The sequence below is a fragment of the Nitratidesulfovibrio termitidis HI1 genome, from assembly GCF_000504305.1.
Classification (GTDB): Bacteria; Desulfobacterota; Desulfovibrionia; order Desulfovibrionales; family Desulfovibrionaceae; genus Cupidesulfovibrio; species Cupidesulfovibrio termitidis.
On the sequence record NZ_KI632512.1, the window covers coordinates 131191 to 146252 of the forward strand.

The 15062-nt window shown below is 61.3% G+C and carries 29 protein-coding genes; all 29 read left to right on the forward strand.

Annotated features, from left to right (window positions below):
* Positions 1-638: 638 nt before the first annotated feature.
* Entirely contained in the window at positions 639-956 is a 318-nt protein-coding gene (rpsJ, locus tag DESTE_RS00615) for a 30S ribosomal protein S10 (RefSeq protein ID WP_007521013.1), read from the forward strand.
* A 12-nt stretch (positions 957-968) separates the two neighbouring features.
* Positions 969-1598: a 50S ribosomal protein L3 gene (gene rplC / locus DESTE_RS00620; RefSeq protein ID WP_035063949.1), complete on the forward strand. Its 630-nt coding sequence runs from the start codon at positions 969-971 to the stop codon at positions 1596-1598.
* A gap of 18 nt (positions 1599-1616) precedes the next feature.
* Positions 1617-2237: a 50S ribosomal protein L4 gene (gene rplD, locus DESTE_RS00625; RefSeq protein ID WP_035063951.1), complete on the forward strand. Its 621-nt coding sequence runs from the start codon at positions 1617-1619 to the stop codon at positions 2235-2237.
* Positions 2238-2248: 11 nt separating this feature from the next.
* Positions 2249-2539: a 50S ribosomal protein L23 gene (rplW, locus tag DESTE_RS00630; RefSeq protein WP_012611248.1), complete on the forward strand. Its 291-nt coding sequence runs from the start codon at positions 2249-2251 to the stop codon at positions 2537-2539.
* Between the two features lie 3 nt (positions 2540-2542).
* Positions 2543-3373 carry a 50S ribosomal protein L2 gene (gene rplB, locus DESTE_RS00635; RefSeq protein WP_012611249.1) on the forward strand — a complete coding sequence of 277 codons (831 nt, stop codon included), beginning with the start codon at positions 2543-2545 and terminating at the stop codon, positions 3371-3373.
* 9 nt (positions 3374-3382) lie between these two features.
* The gene (gene rpsS, locus DESTE_RS00640; protein WP_035063953.1) at positions 3383-3664 is read left to right on the forward strand and encodes a 30S ribosomal protein S19; all 282 of its coding nucleotides are present in this window, start codon (positions 3383-3385) and stop codon (positions 3662-3664) included.
* Between the two features lie 12 nt (positions 3665-3676).
* Entirely contained in the window at positions 3677-4015 is a 339-nt protein-coding gene (gene rplV, locus DESTE_RS00645) for a 50S ribosomal protein L22 (protein ID WP_035063955.1), read from the forward strand.
* Positions 4016-4018: 3 nt separating this feature from the next.
* Complete coding sequence (gene rpsC / locus DESTE_RS00650; protein ID WP_007521024.1) at positions 4019-4660, forward strand: 30S ribosomal protein S3; 642 nt, start codon at positions 4019-4021, stop codon at positions 4658-4660.
* Positions 4660-5073 (forward strand): 50S ribosomal protein L16, encoded by a 414-nt coding sequence (gene rplP, locus DESTE_RS00655; protein WP_012611251.1) that lies wholly within the window; start codon positions 4660-4662, stop codon positions 5071-5073. The genes rpsC and rplP overlap by 1 nt, the downstream gene beginning before the upstream one ends.
* Position 5074: 1 nt before the next feature.
* Positions 5075-5260, forward strand: a complete 186-nt coding sequence (gene rpmC / locus DESTE_RS00660) for a 50S ribosomal protein L29 (protein WP_007521028.1) — start codon at positions 5075-5077, stop codon at positions 5258-5260.
* A 4-nt stretch (positions 5261-5264) separates the two neighbouring features.
* Positions 5265-5531, forward strand: a complete 267-nt coding sequence (rpsQ, locus tag DESTE_RS00665; protein WP_007521031.1) for a 30S ribosomal protein S17 — start codon at positions 5265-5267, stop codon at positions 5529-5531.
* Between the two features lie 9 nt (positions 5532-5540).
* Positions 5541-5909 (forward strand): 50S ribosomal protein L14, encoded by a 369-nt coding sequence (gene rplN, locus DESTE_RS00670; protein ID WP_007521033.1) that lies wholly within the window; start codon positions 5541-5543, stop codon positions 5907-5909.
* Positions 5910-5919: 10 nt separating this feature from the next.
* The gene (rplX, locus tag DESTE_RS00675; RefSeq protein WP_012611253.1) at positions 5920-6243 is read left to right on the forward strand and encodes a 50S ribosomal protein L24; all 324 of its coding nucleotides are present in this window, start codon (positions 5920-5922) and stop codon (positions 6241-6243) included.
* 11 nt (positions 6244-6254) lie between these two features.
* Positions 6255-6794, forward strand: coding sequence for a 50S ribosomal protein L5 (gene rplE / locus DESTE_RS00680; RefSeq protein WP_035063959.1), 540 nt, complete (start codon positions 6255-6257; stop codon positions 6792-6794).
* Positions 6795-6806: 12 nt separating this feature from the next.
* On the forward strand, positions 6807-6992 hold the full coding sequence (locus tag DESTE_RS00685; protein ID WP_007521040.1) for a type Z 30S ribosomal protein S14: 186 nt from the start codon (positions 6807-6809) through the stop codon (positions 6990-6992).
* A gap of 18 nt (positions 6993-7010) precedes the next feature.
* Positions 7011-7391: a 30S ribosomal protein S8 gene (gene rpsH, locus DESTE_RS00690; protein WP_012611254.1), complete on the forward strand. Its 381-nt coding sequence runs from the start codon at positions 7011-7013 to the stop codon at positions 7389-7391.
* Positions 7392-7400: 9 nt separating this feature from the next.
* A complete protein-coding gene (gene rplF, locus DESTE_RS00695; protein ID WP_035063962.1) occupies positions 7401-7937 on the forward strand; it encodes a 50S ribosomal protein L6 in 537 nt (178 codons plus the stop codon).
* A 14-nt stretch (positions 7938-7951) separates the two neighbouring features.
* Positions 7952-8311 carry a 50S ribosomal protein L18 gene (rplR, locus tag DESTE_RS00700; protein ID WP_035063964.1) on the forward strand — a complete coding sequence of 120 codons (360 nt, stop codon included), beginning with the start codon at positions 7952-7954 and terminating at the stop codon, positions 8309-8311.
* 18 nt (positions 8312-8329) lie between these two features.
* Positions 8330-8821, forward strand: a complete 492-nt coding sequence (gene rpsE / locus DESTE_RS00705; RefSeq protein ID WP_035063966.1) for a 30S ribosomal protein S5 — start codon at positions 8330-8332, stop codon at positions 8819-8821.
* 9 nt (positions 8822-8830) lie between these two features.
* Positions 8831-9001, forward strand: a complete 171-nt coding sequence (gene rpmD / locus DESTE_RS00710; RefSeq protein ID WP_035063968.1) for a 50S ribosomal protein L30 — start codon at positions 8831-8833, stop codon at positions 8999-9001.
* The gene (gene rplO, locus DESTE_RS00715) at positions 9001-9450 is read left to right on the forward strand and encodes a 50S ribosomal protein L15 (RefSeq protein WP_012611257.1); all 450 of its coding nucleotides are present in this window, start codon (positions 9001-9003) and stop codon (positions 9448-9450) included. Before rpmD ends, rplO begins: the two co-directional genes overlap by 1 nt.
* A 3-nt stretch (positions 9451-9453) precedes the next feature.
* On the forward strand, positions 9454-10767 hold the full coding sequence (gene secY / locus DESTE_RS00720; RefSeq protein WP_035063971.1) for a preprotein translocase subunit SecY: 1314 nt from the start codon (positions 9454-9456) through the stop codon (positions 10765-10767).
* A 1-nt stretch (position 10768) separates the two neighbouring features.
* Positions 10769-11563, forward strand: coding sequence for a type I methionyl aminopeptidase (gene map, locus DESTE_RS00725; RefSeq protein WP_035063974.1), 795 nt, complete (start codon positions 10769-10771; stop codon positions 11561-11563).
* 85 nt (positions 11564-11648) lie between these two features.
* Positions 11649-11762, forward strand: coding sequence for a 50S ribosomal protein L36 (rpmJ, locus tag DESTE_RS00730; protein ID WP_007521055.1), 114 nt, complete (start codon positions 11649-11651; stop codon positions 11760-11762).
* Between the two features lie 17 nt (positions 11763-11779).
* Positions 11780-12148 carry a 30S ribosomal protein S13 gene (gene rpsM / locus DESTE_RS00735; protein WP_012611260.1) on the forward strand — a complete coding sequence of 123 codons (369 nt, stop codon included), beginning with the start codon at positions 11780-11782 and terminating at the stop codon, positions 12146-12148.
* Between the two features lie 151 nt (positions 12149-12299).
* Positions 12300-12689 (forward strand): 30S ribosomal protein S11, encoded by a 390-nt coding sequence (gene rpsK / locus DESTE_RS00740; protein ID WP_007521058.1) that lies wholly within the window; start codon positions 12300-12302, stop codon positions 12687-12689.
* Positions 12690-12705: 16 nt separating this feature from the next.
* Positions 12706-13332 carry a 30S ribosomal protein S4 gene (rpsD, locus tag DESTE_RS00745; protein ID WP_035063976.1) on the forward strand — a complete coding sequence of 209 codons (627 nt, stop codon included), beginning with the start codon at positions 12706-12708 and terminating at the stop codon, positions 13330-13332.
* Positions 13333-13344: 12 nt separating this feature from the next.
* Positions 13345-14388 carry a DNA-directed RNA polymerase subunit alpha gene (locus DESTE_RS00750; protein ID WP_035063978.1) on the forward strand — a complete coding sequence of 348 codons (1044 nt, stop codon included), beginning with the start codon at positions 13345-13347 and terminating at the stop codon, positions 14386-14388.
* Entirely contained in the window at positions 14378-14779 is a 402-nt protein-coding gene (gene rplQ, locus DESTE_RS00755) for a 50S ribosomal protein L17 (protein WP_035063981.1), read from the forward strand. Before DESTE_RS00750 ends, rplQ begins: the two co-directional genes overlap by 11 nt.
* The last annotated feature ends 283 nt before the right edge of the window (positions 14780-15062 follow it).

The window sequence follows — 15062 nt, forward strand, 5'->3', positions numbered from 1 at the left end:
GTGTGAAAAACGTGATCCCCGAAGCTTCGGGGGCCCCTGTAACGGCAGGGGAAGGGCGGGTCGAGCCTGTCCTGATGCGTTTGGCGCAAGCCAAGCTTTGACAATTGCAGGCGTTACCGAATGCCGCAATTATGTCATGCCGTTCCAGTCCGTCGTTAACCCCTTGTTGGCGGGCTGTAAGGTACTGTACGTGCGGGGCGCTTCGTGCCCCCATTCGGTGACCCCTGTGGACCACCTGCACTCGCCGGAGCATGCTCCGGCCAGGGCCAGGCTGGCGACAACATGGGTGATCTTCCCGGACGGATGCTGTGAATGCGGCTCCGCGAGGCGATGAGAAGGCCTTTGGGTGTGCCAGCCGGCTCCCCCTCCAGTCTTTCTCTCCATCGCTCCAAATCCTCGAAGATCACGGCACCCCGTCCCCCGCCGGACGGCAAGCCGCCATGGCGTCACATGCCACCTGTGCCCACGTCGCGGAAGCGGCGTCCGGGTATCGCGTAGCTCCGGATGCTTATGGCGGGTCTCGGTGTGCCGCCACCGAACGTGAGGAACTCTGCAGCCTACGGCACCTGCCTCTCACCTCATGGCAGTCAGGCGTCGGACGGCAAGGGTACGTTTGCCAGATAACGGAGTAATCAACAATGACGACAGTTAGCAGTGATCGTATCAGAATCAAGCTGAAAGCTTACGATTACCGCATCCTCGACAAGGCTGTGGCGGAAATCGTGGATACGGCGCGCAACACGGGCGCCGGGGTGGCTGGTCCCATCCCCCTGCCCACCAACATTCACAAGTACACCGTCAACCGGAGCGTGCACGTCGACAAGAAGTCGCGCGAGCAGTTCGAAATGCGCATCCACAAGCGGCTCATGGACATCCTCGAGCCTACGCAGCAGACCGTGGACGCACTGGGCAAGCTGAGCCTGCCCGCCGGTGTGGACGTCGAAATCAAGCTCTAGTGAGAGGAAGTCATGGCTGAGAAATTGGGTATCCTGGGTCGCAAGGTCGGCATGACCCGCATTTTCGCCAGTGATGGTTCCGCCGTGGCTGTTACGGTCATCCAGGCCGGTCCCTGTCCGGTCATCCAGGTTCGCAACGGCGAAACCGACGGCTACGACGCCGTGCAGATCGCCTTTGAGGAAGCCAAGGAAAAGCACGTGACCAAGCCCGCCCGTGGCCACTTCGCCAAGGCCGGCAAGGGTCTTTTCCGCAACCTCCGCGAAATTCGCCTGGAAGCGCCTGCCGAATTCGAAGTCGGCCAGGAACTCACCGTGTCCCTGTTCGCCGCCGGCGAAAAGGTGAGGGTGACCGGCACCAGCATAGGCAAGGGGTACCAGGGCGTCATGCGCCGCTGGAACTTCGCCGGCTCCAAGGACACGCACGGCTGCGAAAAGGTGCATCGTTCCGGTGGTTCCATCGGTAACAACACCTTCCCGGGCCACGTGTTCAAGGGCAAGAAGATGGCCGGCCACTGGGGTGACGAGCGCGTGACGGTCAAGAATCTCGAGATCGTCGACATCCGCGCCGAAGACAACGTCATTCTGGTGAAGGGTGCCGTTCCCGGCCCCAAGAACGGCCTGGTCCTGGTGCGCAAGCAGTAACGAAATGAGGATGATCACATGGCTGTGGTGAAAGTATACGATCAGAACAAGAAGGAAGCCGGCGAACTGACGCTCGCTCCCGAGGTGTTCGAGGTCGAGGTGAAGCCTGAGATTCTCAATCTCGTGGTCCGTGCGCACCGCGCCGGGCTGCGCTCCGGCACCCATGCCACCAAGACCCGCGCCTTCGTCTCTGGCGGCGGTGCAAAGCCCTGGCGCCAGAAAGGCACCGGCCGCGCCCGTTCCGGTTCGAACCGCTCGCCTATCTGGCGTGGCGGGGCCATCATTTTCGGCCCCCAGCCCCGCGAGTACGGCTTCAAGGTGAACAAGAAGGTCCGCCAGCTGGCCCTGAAGATGGCGCTCAGCTCGCGGCTTGCCGGCGAGAACCTGATGGTGGTCAAGGGCATCGAACTGCCCGAGATCAAGACCAAGCTGTTCGCCAAGGTGGCCGGCGCCCTGGGCCTTGAGAAGGCCCTGGTCATCACCGCCGAAGCGGATGCCAACCTCGCCCTTTCGGCCCGCAACATTCCCGGCATTACCCTGATCACCGCCGACCAGCTCAGCGTCTACGAGATTCTGAAGCACCCGACGCTGGTGATGTTCGAGGGCGCCGTCGAATCCGTCCAGGCCAGGCTGAAGTAGGGAGGTTGGTCATGGATTATACACAGATTCTCGTGAAGCCCCTGGTGTCCGAAAAGGCCACCTTCGTGAAGGAACAGGCCCAGCAGGTCGTGTTCTTCGTGAACCCCCGGGCCAACAAGATCGAAATCAAGAAGGCCGTCGAAGCCGCCTTCAAGGTCAAGGTGACCGACGTCAACGTCATCACCAAGAAGCCTTCCGACAAGGTCCGTCAGGGCCGCGTCGTGGGCCGGATCTCCGGCTGCAAGAAGGCCTATGTGACCCTGGCTCCCGGCGAAAAAATCGAATTCTTCGAGGGAGTGTAAGCAATGGCTGTTCGCAAGCTGAAACCGACATCTCCCGGTCGCCGCTTCCAGACCGTCTCGGATTTCGAGGAAGTCACCAGGAGCACGCCCGAGAAGTCCCTTACCGAGGGGCTGACCAAAAAGAGCGGTCGCAACAACAATGGCCGCGTGACCATGCGCCGTCGCGGCGGCGGTCACAAGCGCCTGTACCGCATCATCGACTTCCGTCGTAACAAGCTCGGCATCGCGGCCACCGTCGCGCATATCGAGTACGACCCCAACCGTACCGCCCGCATCGCGCTGCTGCACTACGCGGATGGCGAGAAGCGCTACATCCTCGCCCCGCTCGGCATCAAGCAGGGCGATATGGTGCAGGCCGGCGAAGGCGCGGACATCAAGCCTGGCAACGCCATGCCCATGGCCCGCATCCCCGTCGGCACCGTGCTGCACAACATCGAGCTCTACCCCGGTCGTGGCGGCCAGTTCTGCCGCGCCGCCGGTACCTACGCCCAGCTGGTGGCCAAGGAAGGCAAGTACGCCCTCCTGCGCATGCCTTCGGGCGAAGTGCGCAAGGTGCTTGCCGCCTGCTGCGCCACCATCGGCCAGGTCGGCAACGTGAACCACGAGAACATCTCGTTGGGCAAGGCGGGCCGCAATCGCTGGCTCGGCCGTCGTCCCAAGGTCCGCGGCGTCGCCATGAACCCCATCGACCACCCGTTGGGTGGTGGTGAAGGCCGCAGCTCCGGTGGTCGCCATCCGGTGACCCCGTGGGGCGTGCCCACCAAGGGGTACAAGACCCGCGATCGCAAGAAGGCTTCCACGAAGCTCATCGTCAAGCGTCGCGGTCAGAAGTAGGAGTAGAGCATGCCCAGATCCCTGAAGAAAGGTCCGTTCATCGACGACCATCTGATCAAGAAAGTGGAATTGGCCGTGTCGAACAGCGACCGCCGCGTCATCAAGACGTGGTCTCGTCGGTCCACCATCGCTCCCGAGATGGTCGGCCTGACGTTCGCGGTCCACAATGGGAAGAAGTTCATTCCCGTGTTCGTCACCGAGAACATGGTGGGTCACAAGATGGGCGAATTCGCCCCGACCCGCACGTTCTACGGGCATGCCGCGGACAAGAAGAGCAAAGCAAAGAAGTAGTGGGTGAATCCGATGGAATCGAGAGCCACCGCGAAATTCATGCGTGTGTCGCCGCGTAAGGCCCGCCTGGTTGCCCAGAACGTGAAGGGGCTGCCTGTCGAAGACGCCATGAATATCCTGAAGTTCACGCCCAACAAGCCCGCTGACATCATCTTCGGCGTGCTTCGTTCCGCCCTCGCCAACGCCGAGCAGCTGCCCGGCATCGACGTGGACGCCATGGTCGTGAAGCAGATCGTTATCAACGAAGGCCCCACCTGGAAGCGGTTTCTTCCGCGTGCGCAGGGTCGCGCCACCAAGATTCGGAAGCGTACCAGCCACATCACCGTGATTCTCGCAGAAGGGCAGGAATAGGTTATGGGTCAGAAAGTACATCCTTACGGCTTCCGGCTGGGGTACAACAAGAACTGGCAGTCGCGCTGGTTCAGCAAGAAGGAATACCCCGGCTTCGTCTTCGAGGATCACAACATCCGCAAGTTCGTGAAGAAGACGCTGTACCATGCCGGTCTTTCCAAGATCGAAATCGAACGCGCCGGCGGCAAGGTGCGTCTGATCCTCTCCACCGCGCGTCCGGGCATCGTCATTGGCCGCAAGGGCGTGGAAATCGAAAAGCTTCGTGGCGACCTGCGCAAGAAGTTCAAGCGCGAGTTCTCCATCGAGGTGAACGAAATCCGTCGCCCCGAAGTGGAAGCCCAGCTCGTTGCCGAAAACATCGCGCTGCAGCTTGAACGCCGCGTGGCCTTCCGTCGCGCCATGAAGCGCACGGTGTCCATGTCGCGCAAGTTCGGCGCCGAAGGCATCAAGGTGACCTGTTCCGGCCGCCTCGCCGGGGCCGAAATCGCCCGTACCGAATGGTACCGCGATGGTCGGGTGCCCCTGCAGACCCTGCGTGCCGACATCGACTTCGGTTTTGCCGAGGCCCGCACCACCTACGGGGTGATCGGCGTCAAGGTCTGGATTTTCAAGGGTGAAATTCTGGACAACGAGGTAGAACAGTAATGCTGAGCCCCAGAAAGGTTAAATTCCGCAAGTGGCAGAAGGGCCGTCTGCGTGGCATGGCCACCCGCGGCGCCACTGTCTCCTTCGGTGATATCGGTCTTAAGGCAGTAGAACACGGCAAGCTGTCCAGCCAGCAGATCGAGGCCGCCCGTATCGCCATGATGCGCCACATCAAGCGCGGCGGCAAGGTCTGGATCCGCATCTTCCCCGACCATCCGGTCACCGCCAAGCCCCTCGAAACTCGCCAGGGTTCCGGTAAGGGCGCCCCGGTGGGCTGGTGCGCTCCGGTGAAGCCGGGCCGCGTGCTTTACGAAATCAAGGGCGTCAGCCTGGAGCTTGCCAAGGAAGCTCTGACGCGCGCCGCCCACAAGCTCCCCATCAAGACGACCATTGTCGTGCGGGAGGGCCTCTAGAATGAACGCCGCAGAACTGAGAAAGCTCAGCGCTGAACAGCTCAAGGACAAGTTGGCCGAATCCCGCAAGGAACTGTTCGATCTGCGCTTCCGCCACGCCACCGCGCAGTTGGAGAAGACCTCCAACCTCCCGGCGACCAAGCGCGAGATCGCCCGGATTCTGACCATCCTGAAGGAAAAGGGGTAAGCCCATGTCCGAAGAACTGATGAACCGCAAGGGCAGGGTGCTCACCGGGATCGTCGTCAGCGACAAGAACGACAAGACCATCGTCGTTCGCGTCGAGACGCTGGTGCAGCATCCCCTGCTGAAGAAGTATGTGCGCCGCCGCAACAAGTTCACCGCTCACGATCCCCAGAACGAGTGCGGCATCGGCGACAAGGTGAAGATCATCGAGTACCGTCCGCTCAGCCGCAACAAGCGCTGGCATCTGGTCTCCATTCTCGAAAAAGCCGTGTAGGGGTTTGCGATGATCCAGGTAGAATCCACGCTGCAGGTGGCGGACAATTCCGGTGCGAAGAAAGTCGCGTGCATCAAGGTGCTCGGCGGCTCCAAGCGCCGCTACGCCACCGTGGGCGACATCGTCGTCGTTTCCGTGAAGGAAGCCCTGCCGCACTGCAAGGTGAAGAAGGGCGACGTGATGCAGGCCGTCATCGTGCGCACCCGCAAGGAAGTCCGCCGCGTCGACGGTTCGTACATCAAGTTCGATTCCAATGCGGCCGTTCTGCTGAACAAGCAGGGCGAGCCGGTGGGCACCCGCATCTTCGGCCCTGTTGCCCGCGAACTGCGCGGCAAGAACTTCATGAAGATCGTCTCGCTGGCGCCCGAAGTGCTCTAGGAGCCCACAAATGAAACAGTTCCGCATCCGCAAGGACGACAAAGTGGTCGTCATCGCCGGCAAGGACAAGGGCAAGATCGGCAAGGTGCTGAAGGTTCTTCCCAAGAAGGACGGAGTGCTTGTCGAGAAGGTCAACATGGTCAAGCGCCACATGCGCGCCAATCCGTACCGGCAGCAGCCGGGCGGCATCATCGAGAAGGAGATGCCTCTTGACATCTCCAACGTGATGGTGATGTGCGATGCGTGCGCCAAGGCCACCAAGGTGGGCTACCGCTACACCGAGGACGGCAAGAAAGTTCGCTTCTGCAAGAAGTGCAACGAAATCATTGGATAGGGTGAGAGACGATGACGCGTCTTGAACAGATATACCGCGAGAAAGTGGTTCCGGTATTGCAGAAGGAGTTCAACTACACTTCTTCGATGCAGGTTCCCGGGATTGAGAAAGTCTCTCTGAATATCGGCCTTGGCGCCGCGAGCCAGAACAACAAGTTGATGGAAGAAGCCATCAAGGAGTTGACCGCCATCGCCGGGCAGAAGGCCGTCGTGACCCGCGCCAAGAAGTCCATCGCGTCGTTCAAGCTGCGCGAAGGCATGCCCATCGGCTGCCGCGTGACGCTGCGCAAGGAACGCATGTGGGACTTTCTGGACAAGCTGGTGAACTTCGCGCTGCCCCGCGTGCGCGACTTCAGAGGGATTCCGGACCGTGGCTTCGATGGCCGGGGCAATTTTACCCTGGGCATCAAGGAACACACCATTTTCCCCGAGCTGGAAGTGGATCGCGTTGACAACCCCAAGGGGATGAACATCACGATCGTTACCACTGCCCAGACGGACAAGGAAGGCAAGCTGCTGCTCGACCAGCTCGGCATGCCTTTCAAGAAGTAAGGAGAAACGGCTTTGTCTCGTACATCGCTTGAAGTGAAGGCGCAGCGCAAGCCCAAGTTCTCCGCCCGCGCCTACAACCGTTGTCCGGTCTGCGGCCGCCCGCGTGCCTACATGCGCAAGTTCGGTCTTTGCCGTATCTGCTTCCGCAACATGGCCCTGCGCGGCGAACTGCCCGGCGTTCGCAAGTCGAGCTGGTAAGTCACCAAGGAGTAAGGAATGCTGACTGATCCTATTGCTGATATGCTTACGCGTATCCGCAACGCACACTTGGCCCTGCACAAGGAAGTGAGTGTGCCGCGCTCGAAGATCAAGGAATCCATCGCCGCCATCCTGAAGCAGGAAGGTTACATCGAAGATGTGGCGACGGAAGAGGCCGAGATCAAGATCTCCCTCAAGTATTTCAAAGGCAAGCCGGTCATTTCCGGCCTGAAGCGGGTGAGCAAGCCCGGCCGCCGGGTGTATGTCGGTTCCACCGACATCCCCAAGGTCCAGAACGGCCTTGGCATCTGCATTCTGTCCACCTCCAGCGGTGTCCTTGCGGGCACGCAGGCCCGCGACCGCAAGGTCGGCGGCGAACTGCTCTGCGAAATCTGGTAGGGTACGGACATGTCGCGAATCGGTAAACTCCCCATCGCCATTCCTTCCGGCGTCGAAGTGAAGGTCGGGACCGAAGCCGTCGAGGTCAAGGGCCCGAAGGGCGTGCTTGTCACCCCCACCCACGCGGAACTGAACTACGCGGTTGAAGACGGCCATGTCGTCATCACCCGCGCCACCGAAACCCGCACCGCCCGTGCCCAGCACGGTCTGCGCCGCACCCTGCTTGCCAACTGCATCCAGGGCGTGACCAAGGGCTTCTCCAAGACCCTGGAAGTCATCGGCGTCGGCTATAAGGTTGCCGTGAAGGGCAACCTGGTGGAACTCGCGGTCGGTTTCTCGCACCCGGTGATCATGGAAATGCCCGAAGGCGTCGAAGCCAAGGTGGAAGGCCAGAAGCTGACCATCTCGGGCAACAGCAAGGAAGTGGTCGGCGAGATCGCCGCACGCATCCGCCGCGTGCGTAAGCCTGAACCCTACAAGGGCAAGGGCATCAAGTACGACAACGAGCAGATTCGCCGCAAGGCCGGCAAGTCTGGTGGCAAATAGGCAGGTATGAGAAAATGACGATGACCAAGAACGATGCCAGAAAGCGGCGCAAAGTCCGCATTCGCAAGAAGATCGCCGGGAGCACCGAGCGTCCCCGGCTGGTTGTCTACCGCTCGAACCTGCACGTCTACGCCCAGATCGTGGACGACGCCACCGGTGCCACGCTTGTTGCCACCTCCACCCTTGCCATCGGCAAGGCCCAGGCCGGAGCGCACTGCAACAGGGCCGGGGCGGAACTGGTGGGCAAGGAAATCGCGCGTCTTGCTGGCGAAAAGAGCATCAAGCGCGTGGTGTTCGACCGTAACGGCTACCTGTATCACGGGCGCATCAAGGCTGTTGCCGACGGTGCCCGTGAGGGCGGCCTGGAATTCTAACGGGTGGTAGGTACTGGCATGGAACAGAATGAGTTCGGGTTGGTAGAGAAGATCGTCTACCTTAACCGAGTTGCCAAGGTTGTGAAGGGCGGCCGCCGCTTCAGCTTCAGCGCCCTCGTTGTCGTGGGCGACGGCAAGGGCGCCGTGGGCTTCGGCCTCGGCAAGGCCCAGGAAGTGCCGGAAGCCCTGCGCAAGGCCACCGAACGCGCGAAGAAGGACATGGTCCAGATTCCGCTGGTGGACGGCACCCTTCCGTACGAAATCCTGGGCGAGTTCGGCGCTGGCTGCGTCATGCTGAAGCCCGCCTCCAAGGGTACCGGCATCATCGCCGGTGGTGCGGTGCGCGCCGTCATGGAAGCCGTGGGCGTGACCGACGTGCTTGCCAAGGCCATCGGCACCAACAACCCGCACAACGTGCTGCGCGCAACCATGGCGGGGCTTACCTCGCTGCGCAGCGCCGAGTACGTGAGCCAGCTTCGCGGCATGAAGCTCGAAGCGCCCAGAAAGTAGGACGCAATCATGATCAAGGTGAAGCTCGTACGCAGCTGGATCGGCTGCAACCCCAAGCAGCGCAAGGTTCTTGACGCGCTTGGCCTGCGAAAGATCCGTTGCGAGAAGTCGTTTGAGGACAATGCCGCCATTCGCGGCATGATCGCCGAAGTCAAGCACCTGGTCGAGGTCAGTGAATAATGAGACTGCACGAACTCTATCCGTTCGCCGAGGAACGGGCATCGCGCAAGCGCGTGGGCCGCGGTTCCGGTTCGGGGCTCGGCTGCACCTCCGGCAAAGGTAACAAGGGTCAGAATGCCCGCGCTGGTGGCGGCGTACGCCCCGGTTTCGAAGGCGGCCAGATGCCGCTGCAGCGTCGTCTGCCCAAGCGCGGCTTCAAGAACGCCCCCTTCAAGGCCACCTACGAAGTGATCAACCTCGATCGCCTCGTGGCGTCCTTCGAGGGCAAGACCGACATCACGCTGGAAGACATCTACGCGCGCGGCCTGTGCAAGGCCGGCGCCTCGGTGAAGATCCTCGGCGTGGGCGAAGTCAGCGTGGCCCTTACGGTGGAAGCGCACAAGTTCAGCGCCTCCGCCGCCGAAAAGATCCGCAACGCCGGTGGCGAAGCCAAGGCACTGGAAGGGTAAGCCGTGGCGCTTAGTGGTGTAGAAAACCTGGCGCGTCTGCCGGAGCTTCGCAAGAAGCTCTTCTGGACGTTCCTGTTGCTGGCCGCATACCGCATCGGGGTTCACGTCCCGGTTCCCGGGGTGGATTCCGGAGCGCTGGCCGACTTCTTCGCCAGCGTCCAGAACACCCTTTTCGGCCTCTTCGACATGTTCTCCGGGGGCGGGCTCCGCAATCTGTCGGTGTTCGCCCTCGGCATCATGCCCTACATCTCTGCCTCCATCATTATCCAGCTTCTGCAGGTCGTAAGCCCTGAACTGAAGCGGATGTCCAAGGAGGAGGGGGCGGCGGGCCGCCGCAAGATCACCCAGTACACCCGGTATGCCACGGTGCTGATCACCGTGATTCAGGGCTTCGGCATCGCCGTGGGCCTTGAAAGCATGCACAGCCCCGCGGGCGCGCCCGTGGTGCTGGATGCGGGCTGGGGTTTCCGGATGATCACCATCGCAACCCTGACCGCCGGTACCGTGCTGATCATGTGGCTTGGCGAACAGATTACCGAGAAGGGTATCGGCAACGGTATCTCGCTGATCATCTTCTCGGGCATCGTCGCCGGCATTCCCGGCGGCATCGTCAAGTCGGCCCAGCTCATCAAGGCTGGCGACATGAGCCTGTTCACGGCTCTGGTGGTGATAGTGGTGATGGTGGTGGTGCTTGGCTGCATCGTGTTCATGGAACGCGGGCAGCGGCGCATCCCCATCCATTACGCCAAACGACAGGTTGGCCGTAAGATGTTCGGCGGGCAGAGCACGCATCTGCCGCTGCGCATCAACACGGCGGGCGTCATTCCGCCCATCTTCGCCTCGTCGCTGCTGCTGTTCCCCGCGACCATCGCCAGCTTCTCGGCCAACGAGACGCTGAAACAGGTGGCCTCGTGGTTCGCGCCGCACACGGTGATGTACAACATCCTGTTCATCAGCCTCATCGTGTTCTTCTGCTTCTTCTACACGGCGATCATCTTCGATCCGAAGGACATCGCCGAGAACCTGAAGAAGGGCGGCGGGTTCATCCCCGGCATCCGCCCCGGGGACAAGACCCGGCAGTACATCGACAGGGTGCTTACCCGGATGACCATCTGGGGTGCCATCTACATCTCCGCGATTTGCGTCCTGCCCATGATCCTCATTGCGCAGTTCAACGTGCCGTTCTACTTCGGCGGCACCAGCGTGCTGATTCTCGTGGGCGTGGCCATGGACTTCATGTCCCAGGTGGAATCCCACCTGATCTCACGGCAGTACGAGGGTCTCATGAACAAGACCCGCATCAAGGGACGGCAGTGAGTTGAAGAAGTTCCGCGGTGTCTTCATCAAGAATGACAACGAGATTGGCCTCCTCCGGGAGGCCAATCGAATCGTTGCCGCGATACTGGACGTTCTGGGCGAACACGTTCGCCCGGGCGTTTCGACGATGCATTTCGAAGAGCTGGCCCAGGCGGAGTGCCGCAAGCACGGCGTCCGCCCGGCCTTTCAGGGCTACCACGGGTTTCCGTTTGCCCTGTGCTGCTCGGTGAACGAAGAGGTGGTGCACGGCTTTCCTTCGGCGAAGCGGATTCTCCAGGAAGGGGACATCGTCAGCTTCGACATGGGCGTCGTGTTCGACGGCTTCTACGGCGACTCCGCCCGCACCTATCCGGTGGGGACGGTGAGCGACGAGGCCGCGCACCTCATCCGCGTGACGCGCGAATCGCTCTTCGAGGGCATCGCCGAAGCGCGGGTGGGCAACACCCTGTACGACATCTCGGCGGCCGTGCAACGGCACGTCGAGGCGGCCGGTTTCGGGGTGGTGCGCAGGTTCGTGGGGCACGGCATTGGCCGTTCGCTGCACGAAAAGCCCGAGATACCCAACTTCGTGCCGCGCGGCATGCCGGGCGTGCCCCTGAAGCCGGGCATGGTGCTGGCCATCGAACCCATGGTCACGGTGGGTACGTACGAGGTCGAAATCCTCGCCGACAACTGGACCGCGGTCACCCGTGACCGCAAGCTGTCGGCCCACTTCGAACACAGCGTGGCCATCACGCCGGACGGGCCGATCATTCTCAGCCTGTCGCAGGCAGAGGCGGTGCGACTTGCCGGTTGACGGACGCCGGTGGGGGTGATATCCACCCCTGTTCCGACGTTGCTCTTCCGTCATGTCGGGCCAAAGACAAACAACGGAGTCGAACATGAAAGTCAGGCCTTCCGTCAAGAAGATGTGCCCCAAGTGCAAGGTTATCCGCCGCCGGGGCATTCTCAGGGTCATTTGCGACAACCCCCGGCACAAGCAGCGCCAGGGCTAAGCCGTCAGGAGTAAACAGTGGCCAGAATTGCAGGTGTCGATCTGCCCCGTGGCAAGCGCGTTGACATCGCCCTTACCTATATCTACGGTATCGGGCGCACTACCGCGCTTCAGATTCTGGATGTTACCGGTGTCGACTGGAGCCGGAACATCGACGACCTGAGCGCCGACGAAGTCAACGAAATCCGTAAGGAACTCGAGCAGAACCACAAGGTTGAGGGCGATCTCCGTCGCGAGATTTCCAGCAACATCAAGCGTCTGATGGACATCGGCTGCTACCGCGGCCTGCGCCATCGTCGTGGTCTGCCGGTTCACGGTCAGCGCACCCATACCAACGCCCGCACCCGCAAGGGACCGCGTCGCGGCGCTGTCGGCAAGAAGAAGTAATCCAAGGCTAGCACAAAGGCGTGGAATCTCACCTGAGTCGCCAGGGCAAGCAAATTTCCCGGTGGCCAGCGCGGCACGGCTCTGTCATGACTGAGCTCGTTTTGAGGTTCCGGCTGCAAGCCCCCTAATTCTAGTCCGCAGAGAGTAAGTCATGGCAAGACCCAAGCGTACGGTCAAAAAGAAAGAGAAGAAGAACGTCCCGGTCGGGATTGTTCACATTCAGGCGACGTTCAACAACACCATCGTGACCTTCACGGACACACGGGGAAACACCATCAGCTGGGCCAGCGCCGGGCAGAGCGGTTTCAAGGGCTCGCGCAAGAGCACCCCGTTTGCCGCGCAGGTGGCCGCCGAACAGGCCGCCAAGCGCGCCCAGGATCACGGCATGCGCACCGTGGGCATCTACGTCAAGGGCCCCGGCTCCGGCCGTGAAGCCGCCATGCGCGCCGTCAACGCCGCAGGCTTCAAGGTCGCCTTCATCCGTGACATCACCCCGATTCCCCACAACGGCTGCCGTCCGCCCAAGCGGCGCCGCGTCTAGTTAGGAGGATCCAGCCTTGGCTAAGTACAATGACGCAAAGTGCCGGATGTGCCGGCGTGAAGGCACCAAGCTTTTCCTCAAGGGCGACCGCTGCTACACCGACAAGTGCGCCTACGACCGTCGTCCCTACGCGCCCGGCCAGCATGGCCGTGCCCGCAAGAAGGTGAGCGACTACGCCGTCCAGCTGCGCGAGAAGCAGAAGGTCCGTCGCGTGTATGGCGTTCTTGAACGCCAGTTCCGCGGTTACTTCCACAAGGCCGACATGGCCAAGGGCGTGACCGGCGCCAACCTGCTGGCCATTCTCGAACGCCGTCTCGACAACGTGATCTACCGTCTCGGCTTCGCCAACTCGCGCCAGCAGGCGCGCCAGCTGGTCCGCCACGGCATCTTCACGCTGAATGGCCGCAAGGCGAACATTCCTTCGATGCAGGTGCGCGTTGGCGACATCATCGAAGTGCCCGAAGCCAGCCGCAAGATCCCCGTGATCGCCGAGGCCCAGGAAGTCATCGCTCGTCGCGGCTGCCCCTCGTGGCTGGAAGTGGACGGTCCGAACTTCAAGGGCATGGTCAAGGCCCTGCCGCAGCGCGAAGACATTCAGTTCCCGATCAACGAACACCTGATTGTCGAGCTTTACTCCAAATAAGCGGGTGTGAGCATGCTCATCAAACAAGGCGACAGGCTTATCAACACCCGGAACTGGTCGGAGCTGGTGAAGCCCGAACAGATCACCCGGGACAGCGACCCGGCCGATGCCATGTACGGCAAGTTCGTGTGCGAACCGCTGGAACGTGGCTACGGCACCACCATCGGCAACGCGTTGCGTCGGGTTCTGCTGTCGTCGCTTCAGGGCGCGGCGTTCGTCTCGGTGAAGGTCTCGGGCGTTCAGCACGAGTTCACCACCATTCCCGGCGTGCTCGAGGACGTGACCGACATCGTCCTCAACCTGAAGCAGGTGCGTCTTGCCATGGACACGGACGAGCCCCAGTTCCTGGAGCTTTCCGTGAACAAGAAGGGCGCGGTGAAGGCCGGCGACATCAAGACCAACCAGCACGTGATGGTCCTCAACCCCGATCTGCACATCGCCACGCTGACCGAAGACCTGGAACTCACCTTCGAGTTCGAGGTGCGCATGGGCAAGGGCTACGTGCCCGCGGACATGCACGAAGGCCTCAGCGAAGAGATCGGGCTGATCAAGCTGGACTCCAGCTTCGCCCCGGTCCGCAAGGTCGCCTACACGGTGGAGCAGGCTCGCGTCGGCCAGATGACCAACTACGACAAGCTCATCATCGAGGTCTGGACCGATGGGTCCGTGACTCCTGAAGATGCGATTGCCTACAGCGCGAAGATCATCAAGGACCAGATATCCGTCTTCATCAACTTCGATGAGCGCATTTCGGGCGAAAGTTCCGGCAATTCGTCGGGCAGCAGCGACCTTAACGAGAACCTGTTCAAGGGGATCGACGAGCTTGAACTGTCCGTGCGCGCCACCAACTGCCTGAAGAGCGCCAACATCACCCTGGTGGGCGAACTGGTTCAGAAGTCAGAGAACGAAATGCTGAAGACCAAGAACTTCGGTCGCAAGTCGCTGGATGAAATCAAGCGGGTGTTGTGCGACATGAGCCTGGACTTCGGCATGAAGGTCGACGGCTTCGAGAAGAAATACCAGGAATGGAAGAGGAAGCAGCAAAATGAGGCATAGCAATTCCGGCAAGAAGCTGGGCAGAACGCCGTCCCACCGGAAGGCCCTGTTCCGCAACATGGCCAAGGCCCTGCTGACTTACGGCAAGATCCGCACGACCGAGACCAAGGCCAAGGAACTGCGCCGCATCGTCGAACCGCTGATCACCCTGGCCCTGCGCAACGACCTGCACTCCCGCCGTCTGGCGTACGACGTGCTGGGTTCGCACCAGCTGGTCAAGCGCCTGTTCGACGACATCGGCCCCGCCTTTGTCGGCGTGTCCGGCGGCTTCACCCGCGTGGTGAAGCTGGGCCTGCCCCGCAAGGGCGACAACGCCCCGCTGGCGGTCATCGAACTGACCCACCAGCCCGCCGCCGAAGCTGCGGCGGAAGAGAAGAAGGCCGCCGAGTAATCGGCACGCCTTGGCATCGCGCAATTCAACGGGGCGGACCGCATGGTCCGCCCCGTTTTATATTTAGCGTAGTTAGCGACAGTCCTATTGGTGCTTTATAATGCACTTGTAATTTTATATAGATGACATATGAGTATTTTTTGTTAATATTAATCAGGGGGTAATATGAGAAATTATTCACCAAACTATCAGTTCTGGGTTTTGCGCGCGAATTTACTCATGGCGTCGAAAGACAGTGTTAGCTGCACTCTAGCAGATGGAGCGAAAGTGGAGATAACACCCG

What these genes read in the sequence shown, in the direction of transcription:
- rpsJ (WP_007521013.1), top strand. Translation starts at nt 639, where the DNA reads ATGACGACAGTTAGCAGTGATCGTATCAGAATCAAGCTGAAAGCTTAC.
- rplC (WP_035063949.1), top strand. Translation starts at nt 969, where the DNA reads ATGGCTGAGAAATTGGGTATCCTGGGTCGCAAGGTCGGCATGACCCGC.
- rplD (WP_035063951.1), top strand. Translation starts at nt 1,617, where the DNA reads ATGGCTGTGGTGAAAGTATACGATCAGAACAAGAAGGAAGCCGGCGAA.
- rplW (WP_012611248.1), top strand. Translation starts at nt 2,249, where the DNA reads ATGGATTATACACAGATTCTCGTGAAGCCCCTGGTGTCCGAAAAGGCC.
- rplB (WP_012611249.1), top strand. Translation starts at nt 2,543, where the DNA reads ATGGCTGTTCGCAAGCTGAAACCGACATCTCCCGGTCGCCGCTTCCAG.
- rpsS (WP_035063953.1), top strand. Translation starts at nt 3,383, where the DNA reads ATGCCCAGATCCCTGAAGAAAGGTCCGTTCATCGACGACCATCTGATC.
- rplV (WP_035063955.1), top strand. Translation starts at nt 3,677, where the DNA reads ATGGAATCGAGAGCCACCGCGAAATTCATGCGTGTGTCGCCGCGTAAG.
- rpsC (WP_007521024.1), top strand. Translation starts at nt 4,019, where the DNA reads ATGGGTCAGAAAGTACATCCTTACGGCTTCCGGCTGGGGTACAACAAG.
- rplP (WP_012611251.1), top strand. Translation starts at nt 4,660, where the DNA reads ATGCTGAGCCCCAGAAAGGTTAAATTCCGCAAGTGGCAGAAGGGCCGT.
- rpmC (WP_007521028.1), top strand. Translation starts at nt 5,075, where the DNA reads ATGAACGCCGCAGAACTGAGAAAGCTCAGCGCTGAACAGCTCAAGGAC.
- rpsQ (WP_007521031.1), top strand. Translation starts at nt 5,265, where the DNA reads ATGTCCGAAGAACTGATGAACCGCAAGGGCAGGGTGCTCACCGGGATC.
- rplN (WP_007521033.1), top strand. Translation starts at nt 5,541, where the DNA reads ATGATCCAGGTAGAATCCACGCTGCAGGTGGCGGACAATTCCGGTGCG.
- rplX (WP_012611253.1), top strand. Translation starts at nt 5,920, where the DNA reads ATGAAACAGTTCCGCATCCGCAAGGACGACAAAGTGGTCGTCATCGCC.
- rplE (WP_035063959.1), top strand. Translation starts at nt 6,255, where the DNA reads ATGACGCGTCTTGAACAGATATACCGCGAGAAAGTGGTTCCGGTATTG.
- rpsH (WP_012611254.1), top strand. Translation starts at nt 7,011, where the DNA reads ATGCTGACTGATCCTATTGCTGATATGCTTACGCGTATCCGCAACGCA.
- rplF (WP_035063962.1), top strand. Translation starts at nt 7,401, where the DNA reads ATGTCGCGAATCGGTAAACTCCCCATCGCCATTCCTTCCGGCGTCGAA.
- rplR (WP_035063964.1), top strand. Translation starts at nt 7,952, where the DNA reads ATGACGATGACCAAGAACGATGCCAGAAAGCGGCGCAAAGTCCGCATT.
- rpsE (WP_035063966.1), top strand. Translation starts at nt 8,330, where the DNA reads ATGGAACAGAATGAGTTCGGGTTGGTAGAGAAGATCGTCTACCTTAAC.
- rpmD (WP_035063968.1), top strand. Translation starts at nt 8,831, where the DNA reads ATGATCAAGGTGAAGCTCGTACGCAGCTGGATCGGCTGCAACCCCAAG.
- rplO (WP_012611257.1), top strand. Translation starts at nt 9,001, where the DNA reads ATGAGACTGCACGAACTCTATCCGTTCGCCGAGGAACGGGCATCGCGC.
- rpmJ (WP_007521055.1), top strand. Translation starts at nt 11,649, where the DNA reads ATGAAAGTCAGGCCTTCCGTCAAGAAGATGTGCCCCAAGTGCAAGGTT.
- rpsK (WP_007521058.1), top strand. Translation starts at nt 12,300, where the DNA reads ATGGCAAGACCCAAGCGTACGGTCAAAAAGAAAGAGAAGAAGAACGTC.
- DESTE_RS00750 (WP_035063978.1), top strand. Translation starts at nt 13,345, where the DNA reads ATGCTCATCAAACAAGGCGACAGGCTTATCAACACCCGGAACTGGTCG.
- rplQ (WP_035063981.1), top strand. Translation starts at nt 14,378, where the DNA reads ATGAGGCATAGCAATTCCGGCAAGAAGCTGGGCAGAACGCCGTCCCAC.